Origin of the sequence: Streptomyces gilvus, assembly GCF_022513565.1 — a bacterium.
Taxonomy (GTDB): domain Bacteria; phylum Actinomycetota; class Actinomycetes; order Streptomycetales; family Streptomycetaceae; genus Streptomyces; species Streptomyces gilvus.
The window spans coordinates 83,309-104,792 of sequence record NZ_JAKWBE010000003.1; the positions used below are offsets into that span (position 1 = coordinate 83,309).

Below are 21,484 nucleotides of genomic sequence, written 5' to 3' on the forward strand. Positions count from 1 at the left end.
TCAAAGAGACCGGGAGGTATGCGAAATGCAGAACGCCGAAGCGGTGCTTGAGATCCTCCGTGAACGCGGCAGGCGAAACCTGCCATGCAATGAGCTGTATCGACAGATGTTCAACCCGCAGTTGTATCTGATGGCCCACGGACGCATCTACTCCAACCAGGGGGCGATGACGCCCGGGGCCTCAGGGGAAACCGCAGACGGCATGTCGCTGGACAAGATCGAACGCATCATCGATGCGCTACGTCACGAGCGTTTTCGATTCGAGCCGGTGCAGCGGACCTACATCCCGAAAAAGAACGGGAAGAGGAGACCGCTGGGCCTGCCGTCATGGACGGACAAACTGGTCGGCGAGGTGATGCGCCTCCTGCTGGAGGCGTACTACGAGCCGCAGTTCTCCGATCGCTCCCACGGCTTCCGTCCCGACCGAGGCTGCCACTCGGCACTACGCGAAGTGGCAGTGGTGTGGACAGGGACAACCTGGTTCATCGAGGGGGACATCTCCCGGTGTTTCGACTCGCTTGACCATCAGGTGATGCTCGGAATCCTGGGTGAAAGAATCCACGACAACCGGTTCCTGCGACTCGTGCAGAACATGCTCCGAGCCGGATACCTAGAAGACTGGACGTGGAACGCCACACTCAGTGGCGCACCGCAAGGTGGGGTTCTCTCACCCATCCTGTCCAATATCTATCTGCACAAGCTGGACACCTTCGTCGAAACAGTCCTCATGCCGGAATACACCCGTGGAAAGCTCAGGGCGAGGAACCCTGAGTACCGCGAGGTCGAAGCGGCTATCCAGCGGGCACGCAGGCGCGGAGACCGTGCCGAAGTGCGCGCTCTGCGCAAGCGGCTGCACAGCCTCCCGAGTCAGGACATGCACGACCCGGGATATCGCCGCCTGCGCTATGTGAGATACGCCGACGACACCCTCATCGGGTTCACCGGACCGAAGGCCGAAGCCGAGGAAATCAAACAGCGCCTGACTCAGTTCCTGCGAGACGATCTCAAGCTGGAACTGTCACAGGAGAAAACACTGATCACCCACGCCGGAACCGGCAGGGCAAGATTCCTCGGATACGAAATCGCGATCCACAAGAACGACAGCAGGGCAGAACGGAGATCAGGCCGCAGGCGCCAACGCCGGTCGGTCAACGGCACCGTTGAACTGCGCGTTCCGAAGGACGTGATCAAGGCCAAATGCGCCCCGTACCTGAAACGCGGAAAACCCGCGCGGCAGACCTCGATGCTCAACTACGACGACTACACCATCGTCAGCATCTACGGCGCCAGGTACCGCGGAATCGTTCAGTACTACCTGCTCGCCGGTGACGTCTTCCGACTGAGCCGGTTGCACTGGGTCATGCAGTCCTCGCTGCTGTGCTCCCTGGCGAACAAGCATCGCTCGACCATGTCGAAGATGGCCCGCAAGTACAAGGTCACCATCGACACCCCGGCCGGGCCTCGCAAGTGTCTCCAGGCCAGCATCACCCGCGCCCCGAGCAGGAAACCGCTGATCGCACAGTTCGGTGGCATTCCCCTCAAACGGCAGAAGTCCGCAGTCCTGAAGGACCGCGACCCTGCCCACAGTCCCCCTCGTCGGCGCGAGTTGACCAGGCGGCTGCTGGCAGGCTTCTGCGAACTCTGCGGACAGACCGAGAAAATCCAGGTCCACCAGATCCGCAAGCTCGCAGACCTCGACCGGCTCGGGCAGGAACAACCCAACTGGGCAGCCCTCATGGCCAGGAAACGACGCAAGACACTCGTGGTCTGCTCAACCTGCCACGACGGCATCCACGTTGGACGCGAAGCCGCAGCTCACGGCAGTCACTGGAGAGCCCGTTGCGATTAACGTCGCACGACGGGTTCGGGAGGAGGCCGCTGGGAAAAGGGGCAGCTCCGCTGCCTCCTCGCCCGGCGGCCCACCTCACACTTGCGGCGGCCTAGCTCGTTGATCACCGCGATGGAAAGGAGAGCTGATGGTCGGCTCGTCGCATGAGGCGCTGCACCGGATCTTCCAGAAGGATCCGACGCTCCTGACGAAGGCATTACAGAAGGTGCTGCACGTACCGTTCCCGGAGCCGCGGGAGATCGCCGCGCTGAACGTGGACCTCACCGAGATCGAACCGGTCGAGCGCCGCGTGGACACCCTGCTGCGGGCGGAGACGGACGAGGGCACGTACCTGCTGGTGGTCGAGTCGCAGGGGAAGGTGGACGAGCGCAAACGGGGCAGTTGGCCGTACTACCTCAGTTACCTGTACGAGAAGTACCGCTGCGAGCCCGTGCTCATCGTCACCACGCAGAGCAGTACGACGGCCAAGTGGGCGTCCAGGCCGATCCGGTTCGGCTTCCGTGGCTGGCACTCGATGACGGTACGGCCCCTGGTGCTGGGCCCGGACAACGTGCCGTTGATCACGAACGGACGACAGGCCGAGAAGGACGTACCCCTTGCGGTGCTCTCGGCGATGACACACGGCCGTGGCCCGCAGGCTCCGGCCATACTGGAATCCCTGGCCGCTGCGCTGCGGACCATCGACCCGGACAGTGCCGCAGTTTTCGTGCAGTTCGTCGACTCGTGCCTGGCCGACCCCCAGGCAAAGCTGATGTGGAGGGACCTGATGACGGCGATCCAGTACTTCTGGCGACACCCGCTGGCGGAGCAGGTGCGTGAGGAAGGGCGGGAACAAGGCCGCGAAGAAGGCCTGGAACAGGGCCGGGCTGAAACCAGGGCCCAGATGGTCCTCCGGATCCTGGAATGGCGCGAGCTCCCCGTGTCCGATGACGTACGCCGGCGCGTCGAATCCTGCACCGACCCGAAGCAGCTGGAGACCTGGGCGAAGCGAGCCCTGCATGTCAAGAACCCGTCGGAGCTGTTCGCGCCGAGTAGCGAGTAGCCGCCCTGGGGGACGGCGGTCAGGCTCGAGTACGCGTGGTCGTGTGCTCGATCTCGGCCGCCCCCCTCCCCCGGTCCCCATGCCGTCACCTCTCCCAGACTCCATCACGATCCGGTCTCGGGGGCTTGCGCCCCTGGCGTGTAATCGATTCCAATCCTCCTTGCACGCAGTCGTGTAATCGATTCCATGCATCCACGAGGAGCGTCCACAAGGAGGTGGAGCGGCGATGGCGAGCATCAAGGACGTCGCTGCCGAGGCGGGGGTGTCCGTCGCCACGGTCTCGCGCGTCCTGAACGACCATCCGTCGGTCAGTGCCGACGCACGCGCACGCGTGCTGGCCGCCGTCGAGGCGCTGGGCTACCGCCCGAACGCCGTCGCCCGTTCCCTGCGCACCGACCAGACCCACACGCTCGGCCTGGTCATCAGCGACGTGATGAACCCCTACTTCACCGAACTGGCCCGCGCCGTCGAGGAGGAGGCCCGCGCGCTCGGCTACAGCGTGATCATCGGCAACGCCGACGAGCGGCCCGAGCTGCAGGATCATCATGTGCGGACCCTGCTCGACCGGCGGATCGACGGGCTGCTCGTCTCCCCCACCGACGGCGGGTCCCCGCTCATGCTGGAGGCCGCGCGCGCGGGGACGCCGATGGTGTTCGTCGACCGGTGGATCCCGGGCGTCGACGTGCCGGTGGTGCGCTCCGACGGCCGGGCGGCGGTGCGGGACCTCGTGGCGCATCTGCACGGGATCGGGCACCGGCGGCTCGCGATCATCGCGGGTCCGGCGGCCACCACCACCGGCCGGGAGCGCGTGGAGGCCTTCCGGGAGGCGCTCGCCGAGTACGGTCTCGGGCTGCCGGAGGCCTACATCGGACAGGGCGACTTCCAGGCCGACAGCGGGCGGCGGGTCACCGAGGGCTTCCTGGACCTGCCCGAGCCTCCGCAGGTCGTCTTCGCGGCCGACAACCTGATGGCGCTCGGCGCCCTGGACGCCGTACGCGCGCGTGGGCTGCGCGTTCCGGACGACCTCGCACTGGCCGCGTTCGACGACATCCCCTGGTTCGTCCACACCGCCCCGCCCGTCACCGCGATCGCCCAGCCGACCGGTGAGCTGGGCCGGGCCGCCGTCCGCGCGCTCGTGGACCGCATCGAGGGGCGGCCCCCGCGGTCCGTCACCCTCGCCGCCCGTCTCGTCGTACGCCGCTCGTGCGGCGAGAACCCCGACGGGAATCCCGCAACGAACAGGAGCCAGACGTGAGCAACCCGGACGAGTTGCTGCGCATCGAGGGCATACGGAAGACCTTCCCCGGCGTGGTCGCGCTCGACGGCGTCGACTTCGACCTGCGCCGGGGCGAGGTCCACGTACTGCTCGGCGAGAACGGCGCCGGCAAGAGCACGCTCATCAAGATGCTGTCGGGCGCCTACCACCCGGACGAGGGCCGCGTCCTGGTGGACGGCGAGGAGGTGCACATCCGCGGGGCGCAGGACGCCGAGCGGCTGGGCATCGCCACCATCTACCAGGAGTTCAACCTGGTCCCCGACCTCACGGTCGCCGAGAACATCTTCCTGGGGCGGCAGCCGCGCCGGCTCGGGATGATCGACCGGAAGCGGATGGAAGCCGACGCCGAGGTGCTGCTGCGGCGCGTCGGAGTGAACGTCTCGCCACGCGCGCGCGTGCGTGAACTCGGCATCGCGCGGCTGCAGATGGTCGAGATCGCGAAGGCGCTGAGCCTGAACGCGCGCGTGCTGATCATGGACGAGCCGACCGCCGTGCTCACCTCGGAGGAGGTCGAGAAGCTCTTCGCGATCGTGCGCACCCTGCGCGAGGACGGCGTCGGGATCGTCTTCATCACCCACCACCTGGAGGAGATCGCCGCGCTGGGCGACCGGGTGACCGTCATCCGCGACGGGAAGTCGGTCGGCCAGGTCCCCGCCACCACCCCCGAGGACGAGCTCGTACGGCTCATGGTGGGCCGTTCCATCGAGCAGCAGTACCCGCGTGAAGTGCCCGAGCAGGGTGCCGCGTTGCTCACCGTCGAGGGGCTGACCCGGGACGGCGTCTTCCACGACGTCACCTTCGAGGTGCACGCCGGTGAGGTCGTCGGCATCGCGGGGCTCGTGGGAGCCGGCCGTACGGAGGTCGTACGGGCCGTGTTCGGGGCCGATCCCTACGACGAGGGGGCCGTGAAGGTCTCCGGGGCCGCCGTGAAGAGGCATGACGTCAACGCGGCCATGGCGGCCGGGATCGGGCTCGTGCCGGAGGACCGCAAGGGGCAGGGGCTCGTCCTGGACGCCTCCGTCGAGGAGAACCTGGGCCTGGTGACGATGCGGACCGCCACGCGCGCGGGGCTCGTCGACCTCAGGGGGCAGCACGCGGCGGCCGAGCGGATCGCCGGGCAGCTGGGCGTGCGGATGGCCGGACTCGGGCAGCACGTACGGACGTTGTCCGGCGGCAACCAGCAGAAGGTCGTCATCGGCAAGTGGCTGCTCGCCGACACCAGGGTGCTGATCCTCGACGAGCCGACGCGCGGCATCGACGTCGGCGCCAAGGTCGAGATCTACCAGCTGATCAACGAACTGACGGCCGCCGGGGCCGCCGTACTGATGATCTCCAGCGACCTCCCGGAGGTGCTCGGCATGAGCGACCGGGTGCTGGTGATGGCCCAGGGCCGGATCGCGGGCGAGCTCGCGCGCGGCGAGGCCACGCAGGACGCCGTGATGGCGCTCGCCGTATCCACTCCCACCACCGAAACGGAGGCCAGCCGTGGCCACTGACACGCTCAAGAGCCGTGCGGGCGCCGGTGGCGCCACGGGCGGGCTGCGCCGGCTGCTGCTCGACAACGGCGCGCTGACCGCGCTGATCGTCCTCGTCATCGCCCTGTCGGCGCTCTCCGGGGACTTCCTGACCACCGACAACCTGCTGAACGTGGGCGTCCAGGCGGCCGTGACGGCCGTCCTCGCCTTCGGCGTCACCTTCGTGATCGTCTCGGCGGGCATCGACCTGTCGGTCGGCTCGGTGGCCGCCCTCTCCGCCACCGTCCTCGCCTGGAGCGCCACCTCGCACGGGGTGCCGGTCGCCTTGGCGGTCGTGCTGTCGGTCGCCACCGGCATCGTCGCGGGCCTGGTCAACGGCTTCCTGACCGCGTACGGCAAGCTGCCGCCGTTCATCGCGACGCTCGCCATGCTGTCGGTGGCCCGCGGTCTGTCGCTGGTGATCTCCGAGGGCTCCCCGATCCCCTTCCCGGGCTCGGTCTCGCACCTCGGCGACACGCTCGGCGGCTGGCTGCCGGTGCCCGTGCTGGTCATGGTGGTGATGGGGCTGATCGCGGCCTTCGTGCTGGGACGGACGTACATCGGCCGCTCCATGTACGCGATCGGCGGCAACGAGGAGGCGGCCCGGCTGTCCGGTCTGCGGGTGAAGCGGCAGAAGCTCGCGATCTACGCGTTCTCCGGGCTGTTCGCGGCCGTCGCGGGCATCGTGCTCGCCGCCCGGCTGTCCTCCGCGCAGCCGCAGGCCGCCGACGGCTACGAGCTGGACGCGATCGCCGCGGTCGTCATCGGCGGCGCCTCGCTCGCGGGCGGCACCGGCAAGGCGTCCGGCACGCTGATCGGCGCGCTGATCCTGGCGGTGCTCAGGAACGGCCTGAACCTGCTCAACGTCTCCGCGTTCTGGCAGCAGGTCGTCATCGGCGTCGTGATCGCGCTGGCGGTGCTCCTGGACACGCTGCGGCGCAAGGCGGGTGCGACCCCGGTGGCCGCCGGTGCGGGCGGCAACAAGGCGAAGCAGGCGGGGACTTACGCGCTCGCGGCGGTCGTCACCGTGGCGCTGGTCGGCGCGACCTCCTTCCTGCACGGCGGCGGATCGTCCTCCGCCACCCCGAAGATGGGCCTGTCCCTGTCCACCCTCAACAACCCCTTCTTCGTGCAGATCCGCTCCGGCGCCCAGGCCGAGGCGAAGCGGCTGGGCGTGGACCTGACCGTCACCGACGCGCAGAACGACGCCTCCCAGCAGGCCAACCAGCTGCAGAACTTCACCAGTTCGAACCTCGGGGCGATCATCGTCAACCCGGTGGACTCCGACGCCGCGAGCAACTCCGTGAAGGCCGCCGACAAGGCGAGGATCCCGGTCATCGCGGTCGACCGCGGGGTCAACAAGGCGGCCGTGGACGCCCTCGTGGCCTCCGACAACGTCAAGGGCGGCGAGCTGGCCGCGCGGACCATCGCCGAGAAGCTGGGCGGCACGGGGAAGATCGTGATCCTGCAGGGGCAGGCGGGCACGTCGGCGGCCCGGGAGCGCGCGGCGGGCTTCGCCGCCGGGCTCAAGGCCTACCCCGGCATCCAGGTCGTCGCCCAGCAGCCCGCCGACTTCGACCGCACCAAGGGCCTCGACGTGATGTCGAACCTGCTGCAGGCCCACCCCGACGTGCAGGGCGTCATCGCCGCCAACGACGAGATGGCCCTCGGCGCGATCAAGGCGCTGGGCGCCAAGGCCGGGAAGTCGGTCCAGGTCGTCGGATTCGACGGCACCCCGGACGGCCTGAAGGCGGTCCAGGGGGGCACGCTGTACGCGTCCGTGGCGCAGCAGCCCTCACAACTTGGCAGGATCGCCGTGGACAACGCGCTGAAGGCGCTGCAGGGCAAGAAGGTCGAGGAGACGGTGAAGGTGCCGGTGAAGGTGGTCACCCAGCAGAACGTGGCCGGCTTCAGCGGCTGACGGCCGCCGGCGGCCGGCACAGGGGAACGGCGGGCGGTCAGGGGCCCCCGCCCCGGGGCACTCATCTGGGTCACTCATCTGGGGAGTTCTATTCATGTACGACTACGACCTGCTGGTCGTGGGTTCGGCCAACGCCGACCTCGTGATCGGCGTCGAACGGCGGCCGGGGGCGGGCGAGACGGTGCTCGGCTCCGACCTGGCCGTCCATCCGGGAGGCAAGGGCGCCAACCAGGCCGTCGCGGCGGCCCGGCTCGGCGCGCGCACGGCGCTGCTGGCCCGGGTCGGGGACGACGCCCACGGCCGGCTGCTGCTGGACTCGCAGCGGGCGGCCGGCGTGGACACCGTGGGGGTGCTGGTGGGCGGGGCGCCGACGGGGGTCGCGCTGATCACCGTCGACCCGTCCGGGGACAACAGCATCGTGGTGTCGCCGGGGGCGAACGGGAAGCTCGTGCCGGGGGACGTCAAGGCCGCCGCGTGTCTCTTCCAGGCCTCGCGGGTGGTCTCGGCGCAGTTGGAGATCCCGCTGGAGACGGTCGTGGAGGTCGTGCGCGGTCTGACTCCCGAGAACCGTTTTGTGCTGAACCCGTCGCCGCCGCGGCCGCTGCCGGCCGAGGTGATGGCGGCCTGCGATCCGCTGATCGTCAACGAGCACGAGGCGCGGGTGATCCTCGGCGAGGCGTGCGTGTCCGACCGGCCGGAGGACTGGGCGCGGCTGCTGCTCGCCAAGGGGCCCCGGTCGGTGGTGGTCACCCTGGGCGCGGAAGGAGCCCTGGTCGCGTCCTCGGCGGGGGTCGCCCGGGTGCCGTCGGTGAAGGTCGACGCGGTGGACACGACGGGTGCGGGCGACGCGTTCACGGCGGCGCTGGCGTTCCGGCTCGGGTCGGGCGCGTCGCTCGCGGAGGCCGCCGAGTACGCGGCCCGGGTCGGGGCGGCCGCTGTCACCAAGGAGGGCGCGCAGGTGTCCTTCCCCACCGCCGAGGAGGTCGACGCGCTGTGAAGAAGGCAGGGATCCTGAACCGGCATCTCTCCGGTGCGATCGCCGAGCTGGGGCACGGGGACGGGGTGCTGGTGTGCGACGCGGGCATGCCGATACCGAGGGGGCCGCAGGTCGTCGACCTGGCCTTCCGCGCCGGGGTGCCGTCCTTCGCGGTGGTGCTGGACGGGCTGCTGGCGGAGCTGGTGGTGGAGGGCGCCACGGCGGCGAAGGAGGTCCAGGGCGCCAATCCGGCGGTGTCGGCGCTGCTGGAGGGCGAGTTCCCGGAGCTGGAACTGGTCCCGCACGAGCGGCTGAAGGAACTGTCGGCGCAGGCCCGCCTGGTGGTCCGCACGGGCGAGGCACGGCCGTACGCGAACGTGCTGCTGAGGTGCGGGGTGTTCTTCTAGCCGCCCGGCCGCCGCGGCGGACAAATTCGAGGGGGCCCGATCCGTCGACCGGGCCCCCTCGGCTTTTCCCCTCCTGCATCAGAACCCCCGCGATCCCCCCAGATCCCCCTCCAGCGGTCCTGACACCAAGTACGACCCGCGAGGTCAGGGAAGGGTTGTACGGTCCGCGGGAGTTTTTTTCCGCGGACCGTTCGCGGAGGGCCGGATCACATTCTGAGCGAACCTCTGTACGACGCGACCGCCCGCGCCGCCCGGACATGACATGGCTCCGCCCCGCAACCGATCGACGCTCGGTGCGGGGCGGAGGCGTGCGCCGGGGGTCAGGCGGTGTGTTCCACGAAGCGGCGGGCGGTCTCGGCGAGCACCTCGCGGCCGTCGCGGGCCCACAGGTCGTCGTTGAAGAGCTCGACCTCGATGGGGCCGGTGTACCCGGCCGCCTCCACGTACCCCTGCCACTGACGCATGTCGATCGAGCCGTCCCCGATCTGACCGCGGCCGTTGAGGACGCCGGCCGGCAGCGGGGTGGTCCAGTCGGCGAGCTGGAAGGTGTGGATACGGCCGCCCGCGCCGGCCCGGGCGATCTGCGCGGGCGCGTTGTCGTCCCACCAGATGTGGTAGGTGTCCACCGTGACGCCCACCTGGTGCGCCGGGAAGCGCTCCGCGATGTCGAGCGCCTGGGCGAGGGTGGAGACGACGCAGCGGTCGGAGGCGTACATCGGGTGCAGCGGTTCGATGGCCAGCCGGACCCCATGCTGCTCGGCGTACGGCCCCAGTTCCCCGAGCGCGTCGGCGATGCGCTCGCGGGCGCCGTGCAGGTCCTTGGAGCCGGCCGGCAGACCGCCCGACACCAGGACCAGCACCTCGGTGCCGAGTGTGGCCGCCTCGTCGATCGCCCGCCGGTTGTCGGCGAGGGCGGCGGCCCGTTCGGCCGGGTCGATCGCGGTGAAGAAGCCGCCGCGGCACAGCGTGGTGACGGTCAGACCCGCGTCGCGGACCAGCTTGGCCGTCGCCTCGACGCCGTACGACTGGACGGGTTCGCGCCACAGGCCCACGCCCGGGACGCCCAACTCCCGGCAGGCGTCGACCAGTTCCGGCATCGACAGCTGCTTGACCGTCATCTGGTTGATGGAGAAGCGCGTCAGGTCGGTCACCGGTCCACCCCGTACAGCGACAGCAGGTTCCGCATCCGCTCCTCCGCCAGCTTCGGGTCCGGGAACAGGCCCAGACCGTCGGCGAGTTCGTAGGCGCGGGCGAAGTGCGGGAGAGAGCGCGCCGACTGGAGGCCGCCCACCATGGTGAAGTGGGACTGGTGGCCCGCCAGCCAGGCCAGGAAGACCACTCCCGTCTTGTAGAAACGGGTCGGCGTCTGGAACAGATGGCGGGACAACTCGACCGTGGGATCGAGGAGTTCACGGAAGCCGACAACGTTGCCGGTGTCCAGCACCCGTACCGCCTCGGCCGCCAGCGGACCCAGTGGGTCGAAGATGCCGAGCAGCGCGTGGCTGAAGCCCTGCTCGTCGCCGGCGATCAGCTCGGGGTAGTTGAAGTCGTCGCCCGTGTAGCAGCGGACCCCGTCGGGGAGGCGGCGGCGCAGCTCCACCTCGCGCCGCGCGTCCAGCAGCGAGACCTTGATGCCGTCGACCTTGTCGGGGTGGGCGGCGATGACCTCGAGGAAGGTGTCGGTGGCCGCGTCCAGGTCGGACGAGCCCCAGTAGCCCTCCAGCGCCGGGTCGAACATGGGGCCCAGCCAGTGCAGCACCACCGGCTCGGCGGCCTGGCGCAGCAGATGGCCGTAGACCTCCAGATAGTCCTCGGGGCCGGACGCGGCGGCGGCGAGGGCGCGGGAGGCCATCAGGATCGCCTGCGCGCCGGACTCCTCCACGAGGGCCAGCTGCTCCTCGTAGGCCGCCCGGACCTCCACGAGAGACCCGGCGGTGATCTGGTCGGTGCCGACGCCGCAGGCGATCCGGCCGCCGACCGCCTTGGCCTCGGCGGCGCTGCGGCGGATCAGCTCTGCCGCGCCCGCCCAGTCCAGGCCCATCCCGCGCTGGGCGGTGTCCATCGCCTCGGCGACACCGAGCCCGTGCGACCACAGGTGCCGGCGGAAGGCGAGGGTGGCGTCCCAGTCGACGGCGGCCGGGGAGTCGGGGGTGACGTCGGCGTAGGGGTCGGCCACGACGTGCGCGGCCGAGAAGACCGTACGCGAGGCGAGGGGGGCGCCCGGGGTGAGGGCGAGGGGTTCGGTGCGGGGCTCGTAGGCCCGCAACCCGCCCTGGGCGTCGGGGAGATGGATGGTCACAGCGTGATCTCCGGTACGTCCAGACGGGCGCCCTCGGCCGAGGACCTCAGGCCCAGCTCGGCGAGCTGGACGCCGCGGGCGCCGGCGAGGAGGTCCCAGTGGTAGTCGGCGCCGGTGTAGACGTGCTTGAGGAACAGCTCCCACTGGGCCTTGAAGCCGTTGTCGAAGTCCTCGTTGTCGGGCACTTCCTGCCACTGGTCGCGGAAGGAGTAGGTGGCCGGGATGTCGGGGTTCCACACCGGCTTGGGGGTCAGACTGCGGTGCTGGACGCGGCAGTTGCGCAGGCCGGCGACCGCCGAGCCCTCGGTGCCGTCGACCTGGAACTCGACCAGTTCGTCGCGGTTGACGCGGACGGCCCAGGAGGAGTTGATCTGCGCGATCGCGCCGCCGTCGAGCTCGAAGATGCCGTACGCGGCGTCGTCGGCCGTCGCGTCGTAGGGCTTGCCGTTCTCGTCCCAGCGCTGCGGGACGTGGGTGGCGGTGAGGGCCTGGACGGACTTCACCCGGCCGAACAGCTCGTGCAGCACGTACTCCCAGTGCGGGAACATGTCGACGACGATGCCGCCGCCGTCCTCCGCGCGGTAGTTCCAGGAGGGGCGCTGGGCGGTCTGCCAGTCGCCCTCGAAGACCCAGTAGCCGAACTCGCCGCGCACGGACAGGATCCGGCCGAAGAAGCCGCCGTCGATCAGGCGCTTGAGCTTGAGCAGGCCGGGGAGGAAGAGCTTGTCCTGGACCACGCCGTGCTTGATGCCCGCGTCCTTGGCCAGGCGGGCCAGCTCCAGGGCGCCCTCCAGACCGGTCGCCGTCGGCTTCTCGGTGTAGATGTGCTTGCCCGCGGCGATCGCCTTCCTGATCGCCTCCTCGCGGGCGGAGGTCACCTGCGCGTCGAAGTAGATGTCGACCGTCGGGTCGGCGAGGACCTCGTCGACGTCCGTGGAGACGTGCTCGAGGCCGTGCTGCTCGGCGAGCGCGCGCAGGGCGTGCTCGCGGCGGCCGACCAGGATCGGTTCCGGCCACAGCACGGTGCCGTCGCCGAGGTCGAGGCCGCCCTGTTCGCGGATGGCCAGGATGGAGCGGACCAGGTGCTGGCGGTAGCCCATGCGTCCGGTCACGCCGTTCATGGCGATGCGCACCGTCTTGCGTGTCACGTCATTCCCTTCGTACGCGGGGTCTGCGCCGCGTACGCCCTGTCTCCTACTGGTGAGCGTCACAGCAAGCGCTTTCTATACGGTAAAACGCTAGCCTCTGATCGTGGTCTGGACAAGACCGTGACGCAGTCGAGTTGTTCGAGGGGGCGAACAACTCGGAGCCTGACCCGTAAGGTCTGCTCGAAAACATTCGGAACCATGGCCGCCCGTGGCCTGTCTACGAGCACGTATGTGGACGTACGAAGATGCGCGACCGGAGGACGACGAGATGACGGTGACCCTGGCGGACGTGGCGGCGCGCGCGCAGGTCTCGCCCGCGACGGTGTCGCGCGTGCTGAACGGGAACTATCCCGTGGCGGCATCGACCCGCGAGCGGGTGCTGAAGGCGGTCGACGAGCTGGACTACGTACTCAACGGTCCGGCGAGCGCGCTCGCGGCGGCCACCTCCGACCTGGTCGGCATCCTGGTCAACGACATCGCGGACCCGTTCTTCGGGATCATGGCGAGCGCGATCCAGTCGGAGATCGGCGGGCCGGGGGGCCGGGCGGGCGGTGAGCGGCTGGCCGTGGTCTGCAACACCGGGGGGTCGCCGGAGCGGGAGCTGACGTATCTGACGCTGCTGCAGCGGCAGCGGGCGGCGGCCGTGGTGCTGACCGGTGGGGCCGTGGAGAACGAGCCGCACGCGGCGGCGGTGGCGGCGAAGCTGACGAAGCTGACGGACGCGGGGACGCGGGTGGTGCTGTGCGGGCGGCCGCCGGCGCCGGACACCGGGGCGATCGCGCTGACCTTCGACAACCGCGGGGGCGGGCAGCGGCTGACCGAGCATCTGATCGGGCTCGGGCACCGGCGGCTCGGCTACATCGCGGGTCCGGAGGAGCGGACGACGACCCGGCACCGGCTGGAGGGCCACCGGGCCGCGCTGGCCGCCGCCGGGATCGAGGAGGACCCGCGCTGGACGGTGTGGGGCCGCTACGACCGGCAGGCCGGTTACGAGGCGACGCTGGAGCTGCTGCGGCGCGATCCGTCGCTTACGGCGGTGGTCGCCGCGAACGACTCCGTCGCGCTGGGGGCGTGTGCGGCGCTGCGGGAGTCGGGGCTGCGGATCCCGGAGGACGTCTCGGTCGCCGGCTTCGACGACCTGCCGTTCAGCGTGGACGCCGTGCCCGCCCTGACGACGGTCCGCCTGCCGCTGGCGGAGGCGGGCGCGCGGGCGGGGCGCATCGCGATGGGCCGCGAGGAGCCGCCGCCCGGGGGGATCGCGACGGTTGGGGGGGAGCTGATGGTGCGGGGGTCTTCTGGGGGGCCTCGGGGATGACCATGACCTTGCGTACACGCAAGAGCTCGCACAGATAGGCGGTGCGGGGAGCCCGGCAGGGGCACCGGTGTCCGTGATCACGGAGACCTGTCCCGCCTTCCTGCCGGGGCTCCCCGCACCGCCTATCTGCGCGAGCTACAAGTCACTGGCGTCACCGCGGCCGTCGGTCCGGAATCGCCCGGCCGAAACAGCGTTCGCGGGTACTCACCCAGCCTTCGACCGCGTCAATAGGAGACCCCCACCCGGTCACGACGGCGATGCGATCCACCGGGCCATGGCATCGAAGGCATCCAGGGCTCGAGGATCGCCAGGGCCGAAGTAGCGCTTGCAGTCTTCTCCGAGATTTTCGAAGCGGTCGGCCGCGCCGCGGGAGTCCCCCGACCTGCCCGTCAGTTCCGCGAGCTCGAAGCGCGCTTCGACCACGGAGGGGTGACTCTCCGGATTCCGGAGCCGCAACTCCCGAATACGCCGCTCCAACTCCTGGATCCGCTCGACGTAGTCCGTGTTGACATGGAACGCGTCGGCTGGCACCAACGGTCCCGAACCGTCGGCACCGGCGACGGGGGTGTGTTCGACTTGCCGGATACGGCGGATCACGGCGCGTGCGTGCTGCGGCCTGTGCTCAGGCTTCTTCGCCAGCAGGTTCATGACGAGTTCGCTGAGCTTCTCAGGGACGCCCCGGCGGACCTTGGGCGGCGGTACGGGCATGCGGCGCAGATGCATCGCGCCGATGGACAGGATGTCACCGTCACGGCTGCTGAACGGCGGGTTCCCGGTCAGCATCTCGTACATGACACAGCCGAGTGAGTAGAGGTCACTGAGGTGGTCGCCGGGCTGGTTGTCCCACCGTTCGGGAGCCGCGTACTGCCAGGTGGCACCCGCACCGGCACCGCGGGTCTCGGACATGTCGAGGAGCCGGGCCAGCCCGAAGTCGACGATCTTCGCGTTGCCCCGCTCGTTGATCATGATGTTGGCGGGCTTGATGTCCCTGTGCACGACCTCGACGTCGCTCGCGTCCGCGAGCCCCTCGCAGACCTGTACCGACCATCGCACGGTCTGTTCCAGCGTCAAGGAAACCCCCTCTCCCATGTACGTGGCCAGAGAGTTTCCATCGACGTAGTCCATCACCAGGTAGACCTGCCCCGCGTCCTCGCCTCGGTCCCGGATCGCGACGACATAAGGGCTGTCGATCCGCGCCATCGACTGCCACTCCTTCTCGAATCGAGCATGCATGTCTTCGGTCAGCGCCGGTCTGCGGTTGCGCTGCCGTATGCGGTGCATGTCGAGTAGCTTGATCGCGACGGGCTTGTCGAGAGTCCTGTCCAGAGCGAGCCAGACGTGTCCCATACCACCGTTGCCCAAACAACGGTCCAGGACGTAACGGCCGTCTCCGAGAACGCGCCCGCTTCTCATGACTCGACCTCCCTGTCCCGGTTGGGGCGCCACTCGGTCAGGGTCTGAGCCGACGCCAGTCCGTGCCGCCAGTCCGCCAGCAGGTCCTCCAGCTCGTGCGCGGCCTGTTGGAGCACGTACCAGGCGTGGGCCTGCTGCTTGTCACCAGCCGTGCGCCGGTTGTGCTTGCGCAACGGTACGTGCGCCACTCCGCCCAGGGCCATGGTCGTGAACAGCACCGCCAGTACCAGGAACAGCACGGATGTGCTGTCGCTCGGATACCACACGTTGGCGGCCATGCACCCCAGGGCGAGAGCGGCGGATGCCATGGTGAGCGTCCAGGACGGCACGATCGACTCGATCTGCTCACGGGTCTGCTGTTCCACATGCCGTGCCAGCTCGTCCGCAGCCCCGGCCGCGTCGAAGGTCGCGGCGGAAGCCGTGGAGTACTCGCAGGTCCAGTCCCCGTACGAAAGGGTCACCACGGCCGGCAACAGCGACCGGGACGTCTGGGCCATCGAGGCAGCGGTCGCGCGCACGCTTTCCCAGACGCAGTCCAGGGCCAGTCTTCGTGCGGGCACTCCGAGCTGGAGCAGCTCCGGCTGGAACACGGCGCGCTCCAGCAACGTGGCGAAATCGAGCCGCTCGATGTCCTGCTGGGACTCGTCGGCCGCAGCCGCGGCGGCCTCCACGTCTCCTCCGTGCTTGATCAGCGCCCGTAACCGCGCCATGCGTTCCTGGAGTTCCGCCTCGTCCGGTTCGAGCTGGTCGATCAGGTGGTCCAGCGCGCTGTCCGCGTAGCGGCCCTGGCGAGCGGGAGTGTCGTCGACCGTGGGGAAGGATTCAAGAAAATTTAGGGTGCCCTTAAGCGCGGTGGCGGTCCGCCAGCCCGTCTCCAGTGCGGGCCACTCCATCCCCGTCAGCTCTTGGAGGGCAGCAAATCGACGGCCGCCGGAGGAGTCCCGGCCGAACTCCATCAGGCGAGCCGCCCACGGGGCCAGGTGAGGACTCGGCGCTGGCGCGGGCACCGTCTGGAACGCTGTGCCGTCCTCGCGGAACCAGCGCGCCATGGCTTCACGGGCGTAGGTGTATGCGTCGTATCCGAGTTCGGCGTTGGCTATGGCTTCGAGCACCACCGTGAACTCGGGCCCGAGGTCGTCACGATTGAGGGAGTTGAGATAGCGGTCCATCCAGCCCGCTGCCTCGCTCAGTTCGCCCAGGCGCGAACAGGTCAGGGCGAAGAACAGTTTGGCCTTGGCCGAGTCGAGCCATACCGCGTGTGCGGTCGCCCGGGAAGCCTGTGTCGATTCGCCGTTGTGCCGGGCGGCCACCGACATTATCGCCGGAGCGAGCCAGTACGCCGTTTCGAGAAGGAACTGCTCCCTGACGCAGGCTTCGATCGTGTCCCGGTCGATCAGCCCGCTGGTCACCGCCTGGGCTGTCAAGGTGTGCGTGAGACCACGGGCCAGGCTGCGGACCCGCTCGCGCTGAGCGAAGTCCGCCTTCCACTCAACGGTCAGCTGAGTCAGCTCTGCCTGTGCGTTGACGACGAGCTGGTCCCTGCCATAGCGCTCGACGAAGTCGTCCAGCACCTCGTGGCTCGCCGTCACCGTGTCCTTCACCGCCTGCACCGCGGAGCCCACCTGAGCGAGCGTTGCCGCCATGTGGTCGTGCATCTGGCGCAGTACCTGCAACTCGACGTGCAGCGTCGTCATGTCCGTACGCAGCGGCTCCAGTAACTCGTCGAGATCCGGCTGTTCGCTCATGGCGCCCCCGAAGTCATACGGATCACAGAAGGCCGTTCTCAAGACAGTTCACCACCAACCTCCCTACCCTTCCTGACAAGTTGGCAATTCATGCACCGTCGAGTTCACGCGCTGTCGAGGGGGAGGGCGTCATGCCGCAAGGAGCAAGTCCGGTGAGCCGTCTGTTCTTCGGCCGGGACGATGCCGAGCACGACATGGCTGACGGCTTGTTGGGTGGAGTCTTTCTGCACACCTACGCCTACCGGGAGGCACTCTCCGGCCGCAAATCCCTGATCATCGGCCGTAAGGGGGCGGGCAAGAGCGCGATCTGTCGGCAACTGGGGGCCGCCGACGGCCATCCAGGCATCGCGGTTCTGATCACCCCTGACGACACCGCCGGCGACGAGATCCGACGGTTCGAACTCCAGGGAGTCTCGGGTGACACCGCCAAGTCCCTGATCTGGCGGTACGTCTTCGCCGTACATGCGGCGCGGCATCTGTGCGACCACGCGCGCGCGGCGCACGGCTGGCGTGCACGCTCATCCGTGAAGGCGCTGCGCGATTTCCTGGAGGCGAACGACGAGGCGGGCGAGGAGCGTCTCTACGACCGGCTCCGTCGTGGAGCCCGCGGACTGCAGTCGGCGAACCTCTCGCTCAAGGCGTTCGGCTTTGAGGCCGGGCTGGGTCTGAACGGGGCATCGGAAGGCGCTCGCGCCAGTCGTCAGCTGGAGGTCCTGGAGAGTGGTGTGGCAGCTGCCTTCCATGAGTTGGGATGCACAGCGTCACATCCTCCCCTGCTCCTGCTGGTCGACCAGATCGAGCAGGTCTGGACCATGGATCCGGACAGCCACGCCCTGGTCACCGGGCTGCTGTTGGCGAGCAAACAGGTCACGAGTCAGTACGGCGGCGCCGCACGCTGCACGCTCTTCCTCCGAGCGGACATCTACGACACGCTCAACTTCGGCGACGCCGACAAGTTCCACAGCGACGAGCTGCGCATCTCCTGGAGCCGGGAGGAACTGGCCCGACTTGCCCTGAGCAGGGCGGCGGCCTCTCTCCAGGTGCCGGAACTCTCCCCAGAGCATCTCTGGGGAGAGGTGTTCCCGGCGATGGTGTCCGGCGAAGAGATGCCCGGCTACCTGTTCGAGCGAGCGCTTCCGCGCCCGCGGGACGTGATCCAATTCCTCAACGCGTGCCGAGACGCCGCCGACCAGCGTGGCAGCGAGTACATCACCGAGCAGGACGTCCACAGCGCCACCAAGCAGTTCTCCGACTGGAAACTCACGGATCTGGCAAGGGAGTACGCGGTCACCCATCCCTTCCTGAGCCAACTCTTCCTGCTGTTCGACAACCACGGCTACGTGACGATGCGACCGGCACTCGCATCACGGTTCGAGCCCCACCGGGAACGACTGCAGCAGGAGTTCGCCGACTACGCCGACGGCCTCACCGCCCAGGGAGTGGCGGAGGTCCTCTTCTCGATCGGCTTCCTGGGCGTCAGGAGAGGTCACAAGGTCGTGTACTCCCACGGCTCGCAGATGCCCCCGCAGCCCGGCGAGGACGAGTTCCACGTGCACCCGTGTTTCCGGCCCGCGCTGGGCGGTCTCGGAGCGGTGGAGATGGCCGGATACAGCCCGAATCGGATCAGCGGCGGAAACCACCAGCGTCAGATTGGGCAGGGGCGGGATGTATCACTGGGCGTCAGCCGCGATGTGCGGTTGCTGGACGATGTCAGCCGGGCCTGCGAGCGGCTGCTTCGCCAGCTGATGCGGGCAGGTTTGCAGGACGACATACACAATGAGGTGCGGGCTCAGCTCGGCCATGTCCTGGACGACGCCCGCCGAACCCGGGAGATCATGCGCGGCGGCATCACCGTCGACGTGACACAACACGTCCTCGCCGCCTCCAGCTTTTTCGGCCGCCTGGCCATGGAACTCGGCGAGCAGGGCATGCGAGAGGAACCGATCACCCGTCGTCTGGAGGACGAAGCCCGCGCGCTGATCCGGGCCGCTGGGGGCGCCACGGGCGGAGGCGGCGGATCGGACTCCTCACCCTGACCTGCTCGGGCCTGGGAGGTCCGGGTTCATTGGACGAGGGCCGATCCTGTCATCAAACGTTCGTTTACCGACAGGCGGTAAGAAGGGTCACCAGGCTCCTTTTGTTTCCAGCGAGTGTCTGGTGTGGGCTGCGATCACGTTCTTAAGATCTACTCGGCGGGGTCCAGGCAGGGGACCCAGCAAGCAGATGGGTACCCAGTCCTCTCGTTTGGGCGGTTCCGGCCCGCGGCAGACGTCCGGCAGAGCAGCTTGGATTGGCCATCCGGCTGGACGGTACAGGGCCACAGGCGTCTTGGGCTTCGGATTGTGCAGACGAATGTGGAGGGCATCCAGATGGTGTTCGTATACGGTCTGGTCAGTGCGTCTGACGGCGACCTGCGCGACCGCGCTCCACGGGATGTGCTGACGGCCGGAAGCATCGGTGGCAGTGATGCCCTCTGTGTCAACACGCAGTGTTCGGGCGCGCAGCCGCCTCCTCAGTAGCCAGCGCACGCCAATGCCGTCGCCTTCGTCTACGGCCCCCGTGACCATCAGGAAGGTGAGGCCGAGCATCACATTCTGCGCGGTGCCGTGCGAGCGCAGGCCGACGAAACCGAAGATGAAAATCAGCGCGACCCACACGAGCAGCGGGCCGACTCTTTCCTCGTGCTCGCTGAACTCCTGTGGATGCTCATCTCCAGTCCAGGACTCTTCGAAGGTCGGTGCTGGCCGCTCTTCCGCTTCGGTCGGTGGCTGTGGCGGTGGGATCTGCTTCTTTCGAGTCTTCCGCTTGTTCTTACCGGTGCGTACTGAGTCGAGGAGAGCAAGAGCCTCGGTGACTGTGGGGCGGTCTTTGGGGTCTTTGGCGAGCAGCCCACGCAGCAGGGGTGCCAGTCGTTTTGCGTGACGGGGCGGCGGGGGCGCGTCGTGGGCGACAGCCGCCATGGTGGCGGGGTAGGAGTTGCGCCGGAAGGGGGAGACGCCTTCGACCGCGTGGTACAGGGTCGCACCGAGAGAGAACAGGTCGCCGACCGGGGTGCCCGGGTCCCCCTTGAGGCGTTCGGGGGCCATGTACTCCAGAGAGCCGACGACTGACCCGTCCGTGGTGAGGCGGGTGTCGGCGGCGTGTGTGGCGATGCCGAAGTCGGTCAGCATGATCTGGCCGTCGGTAGCGAGCATGACGTTCGCGGGCTTGACATCGCGGTGTACGACGCCGGCTTGGTGCGCTGCGTCCAGGGCCTTGAGGAGGGCGTCGGCGAGTTCGACCGTTTCTGAAACCGGCAGCCGACCTTTACGCAGCCGCTCTTCCAGGGAGCTGCCCTTGATCAGCTGCATGACGATCCAGGGTCTGCCGTCCTCGGTGGCAACGTCATAGACGGGGACGATGCCGGGATGGTGGCGCAGCCGGGCGGCGTTACGTGCTTCCCGTTCCGCGTAGGTGAGGCGTTTTGCCTGTTCGATGGGGTCCGCAGTGGTGGGAAGGCGAACTTCCTTGACGACTACGTCAGCGCGAAGGACGTCGTCGCGAGCTTCCCATACCCGGCCGAAGCCCCCTTCGGCGAGCGGTCGGATGAGCCGGTAACGGCCTGCGATGAGGGGTTGTGTACTCGGCACGCTTCAGTCCTGTCCTGCGACCATGTGTCCGGCAGCGTCACGGATGACCCCCTCGGGCCCCGTTTGACCCGACAATGGCATAAGAGCGGCAATGGCCCTGCCGTGATCGGTAAGGATGAGCGGCTCACGGGTGGCGGCTACACGCCGGGCGAGATCGCCAAGAATGGGCCGTGCACGGGTGATCGAGAACTCCTCAGTCATACAGCTAGTTTGATGAAGTGTCACTCCGATCGGAAGAGGCGGAACGCCTTCCGGTAGGTGGTCTCGGGCTGAGGTGAGGCGTCTGTTCAGCTCGACGCGCGCTGTACCGGTGCCCGACTCAGTCCTCGCGGCCGTCGTCTTCCACGTCTAGTGCCAAGTCCGTGAAGTTATGGATCGGGTGGGGTTGTCCAGGGGTCTTGAGGTGCGGTTTCGGCGGACGTGGGGAGCGGAGCCCCGGTAGAACTGGCAGTCGACCAAGACAAGCCGTTCACAGGACCGGAGGCTCCGCTGTCCGAACAGTGTGCCATCACGCGTACCGTCACGGTGGCCGGAGGCCGGTTTGCGCCCGGTCACCTCGGTGAACTCACCCAGCTGGTGCCCTTCGAGATGGTCGATGCGGCGCTGAGTGCGACCAGGACGGTGCAGTCGCGGCTGCGGGATCTGCCCTCCCGGGTCGTGGTGTACCTGGTCCTGGCCGGGTGCCTGTTCCCGGAGGCCGGCTGTCCGGGAGTGTGGCGCAAGCTCACGGGAGCCCTGGCCGGGCTGCCGGTGGTCTCGCCGTCGGCGAGTGCGCTGGCCCAGGCCCGCCGCCGCGTCGGCAGCAGACCGCTGCGGCGGCTGTTCGACCTGCTGCGGGGCCCGGCCGCGACCGCGCACGGGCCAGGGATCCGCTGGCACGGCCTGCTGGTGGCCGCACTCGAGGGGTGGCGGAGCCGGGCGGGAGCAGGGTAGCTGCCGGGCCTCGGGAG

Annotated in this window: 17 protein-coding genes; 10 read left to right on the forward strand and 7 right to left on the reverse strand. The window is 68.8% G+C overall.

Features of this window, described 5'->3' with window-relative positions:
• Positions 1 to 25 precede the first annotated feature (25 nt).
• The 7 genes from MKW14_RS06870 (at position 26) to rbsD (ending at position 8,985) form a co-directional block, all read left to right on the forward strand.
• Positions 26 to 1,849 (forward strand): reverse transcriptase/maturase family protein, encoded by a 1,824-nt coding sequence (locus MKW14_RS06870; RefSeq protein WP_240859805.1) that lies wholly within the window; start codon positions 26 to 28, stop codon positions 1,847 to 1,849.
• 127 nt (positions 1,850 to 1,976) lie between these two features.
• Positions 1,977 to 2,891, forward strand: a complete 915-nt coding sequence (locus tag MKW14_RS06875; RefSeq protein WP_240859807.1) for a hypothetical protein — start codon at positions 1,977 to 1,979, stop codon at positions 2,889 to 2,891.
• A 226-nt stretch (positions 2,892 to 3,117) separates the two neighbouring features.
• Positions 3,118 to 4,146, forward strand: coding sequence for a LacI family DNA-binding transcriptional regulator (locus MKW14_RS06880; protein WP_240859810.1), 1,029 nt, complete (start codon positions 3,118 to 3,120; stop codon positions 4,144 to 4,146).
• On the forward strand, positions 4,143 to 5,663 hold the full coding sequence (locus MKW14_RS06885) for a sugar ABC transporter ATP-binding protein (RefSeq protein ID WP_240859813.1): 1,521 nt from the start codon (positions 4,143 to 4,145) through the stop codon (positions 5,661 to 5,663). The genes MKW14_RS06880 and MKW14_RS06885 overlap by 4 nt, the downstream gene beginning before the upstream one ends.
• On the forward strand, positions 5,653 to 7,602 hold the full coding sequence (locus MKW14_RS06890; protein ID WP_240859814.1) for an ABC transporter permease/substrate-binding protein: 1,950 nt from the start codon (positions 5,653 to 5,655) through the stop codon (positions 7,600 to 7,602). The genes MKW14_RS06885 and MKW14_RS06890 overlap by 11 nt, the downstream gene beginning before the upstream one ends.
• A 94-nt stretch (positions 7,603 to 7,696) precedes the next feature.
• Positions 7,697 to 8,599, forward strand: coding sequence for a ribokinase (locus tag MKW14_RS06895; RefSeq protein WP_240859815.1), 903 nt, complete (start codon positions 7,697 to 7,699; stop codon positions 8,597 to 8,599).
• Positions 8,596 to 8,985 carry a D-ribose pyranase gene (rbsD, locus tag MKW14_RS06900; RefSeq protein ID WP_240859816.1) on the forward strand — a complete coding sequence of 130 codons (390 nt, stop codon included), beginning with the start codon at positions 8,596 to 8,598 and terminating at the stop codon, positions 8,983 to 8,985. Before MKW14_RS06895 ends, rbsD begins: the two co-directional genes overlap by 4 nt.
• A gap of 320 nt (positions 8,986 to 9,305) precedes the next feature.
• Here the strand turns inward: rbsD and MKW14_RS06905 are convergent, their stop codons facing one another.
• Genes MKW14_RS06905 through MKW14_RS06915 form a run of 3 tightly spaced genes read right to left on the reverse strand, consistent with a single transcriptional unit; the run spans position 9,306 to position 12,432 of the window.
• Positions 9,306 to 10,136 (reverse strand): sugar phosphate isomerase/epimerase family protein, encoded by an 831-nt coding sequence (locus MKW14_RS06905; protein ID WP_240859817.1) that lies wholly within the window; start codon positions 10,134 to 10,136, stop codon positions 9,306 to 9,308.
• A complete protein-coding gene (locus MKW14_RS06910; RefSeq protein WP_240859818.1) occupies positions 10,133 to 11,284 on the reverse strand; it encodes a dihydrodipicolinate synthase family protein in 1,152 nt (383 codons plus the stop codon). Before MKW14_RS06910 ends, MKW14_RS06905 begins: the two co-directional genes overlap by 4 nt.
• On the reverse strand, positions 11,281 to 12,432 hold the full coding sequence (locus tag MKW14_RS06915; RefSeq protein WP_240859819.1) for a Gfo/Idh/MocA family protein: 1,152 nt from the start codon (positions 12,430 to 12,432) through the stop codon (positions 11,281 to 11,283). The genes MKW14_RS06910 and MKW14_RS06915 overlap by 4 nt, the downstream gene beginning before the upstream one ends.
• Before the next feature lie 268 nt (positions 12,433 to 12,700).
• Here MKW14_RS06915 and MKW14_RS06920 point away from each other — a divergent pair, with 268 nt between their 5' ends.
• Positions 12,701 to 13,747, forward strand: a complete 1,047-nt coding sequence (locus MKW14_RS06920; RefSeq protein ID WP_240859820.1) for a LacI family DNA-binding transcriptional regulator — start codon at positions 12,701 to 12,703, stop codon at positions 13,745 to 13,747.
• A gap of 246 nt (positions 13,748 to 13,993) precedes the next feature.
• Here MKW14_RS06920 and MKW14_RS06925 read toward each other — a convergent pair whose 3' ends face one another.
• Both MKW14_RS06925 and MKW14_RS06930 read right to left on the reverse strand, forming a co-directional pair.
• Complete coding sequence (locus tag MKW14_RS06925; RefSeq protein WP_240859822.1) at positions 13,994 to 15,193, reverse strand: serine/threonine-protein kinase; 1,200 nt, start codon at positions 15,191 to 15,193, stop codon at positions 13,994 to 13,996.
• Entirely contained in the window at positions 15,157 to 16,905 is a 1,749-nt protein-coding gene (locus MKW14_RS06930) for a hypothetical protein (RefSeq protein ID WP_240859824.1), read from the reverse strand. The genes MKW14_RS06925 and MKW14_RS06930 overlap by 37 nt, the downstream gene beginning before the upstream one ends.
• A gap of 152 nt (positions 16,906 to 17,057) precedes the next feature.
• Here MKW14_RS06930 and MKW14_RS06935 point away from each other — a divergent pair, with 152 nt between their 5' ends.
• Positions 17,058 to 18,941 carry a P-loop ATPase, Sll1717 family gene (locus MKW14_RS06935; protein WP_240859826.1) on the forward strand — a complete coding sequence of 628 codons (1,884 nt, stop codon included), beginning with the start codon at positions 17,058 to 17,060 and terminating at the stop codon, positions 18,939 to 18,941.
• Between the two features lie 87 nt (positions 18,942 to 19,028).
• Here MKW14_RS06935 and MKW14_RS41225 read toward each other — a convergent pair whose 3' ends face one another.
• Both MKW14_RS41225 and MKW14_RS06945 read right to left on the reverse strand, forming a co-directional pair.
• Entirely contained in the window at positions 19,029 to 20,534 is a 1,506-nt protein-coding gene (locus MKW14_RS41225; RefSeq protein ID WP_240859828.1) for a serine/threonine-protein kinase, read from the reverse strand.
• Positions 20,535 to 20,537: 3 nt separating this feature from the next.
• Positions 20,538 to 20,735 (reverse strand): type II toxin-antitoxin system prevent-host-death family antitoxin, encoded by a 198-nt coding sequence (locus tag MKW14_RS06945; protein WP_240859832.1) that lies wholly within the window; start codon positions 20,733 to 20,735, stop codon positions 20,538 to 20,540.
• Between the two features lie 324 nt (positions 20,736 to 21,059).
• Between MKW14_RS06945 and MKW14_RS06950 the strand changes: the two genes are divergently transcribed.
• A complete protein-coding gene (locus tag MKW14_RS06950; RefSeq protein ID WP_240859834.1) occupies positions 21,060 to 21,467 on the forward strand; it encodes a transposase domain-containing protein in 408 nt (135 codons plus the stop codon).
• Positions 21,468 to 21,484: the final 17 nt, after the last annotated feature.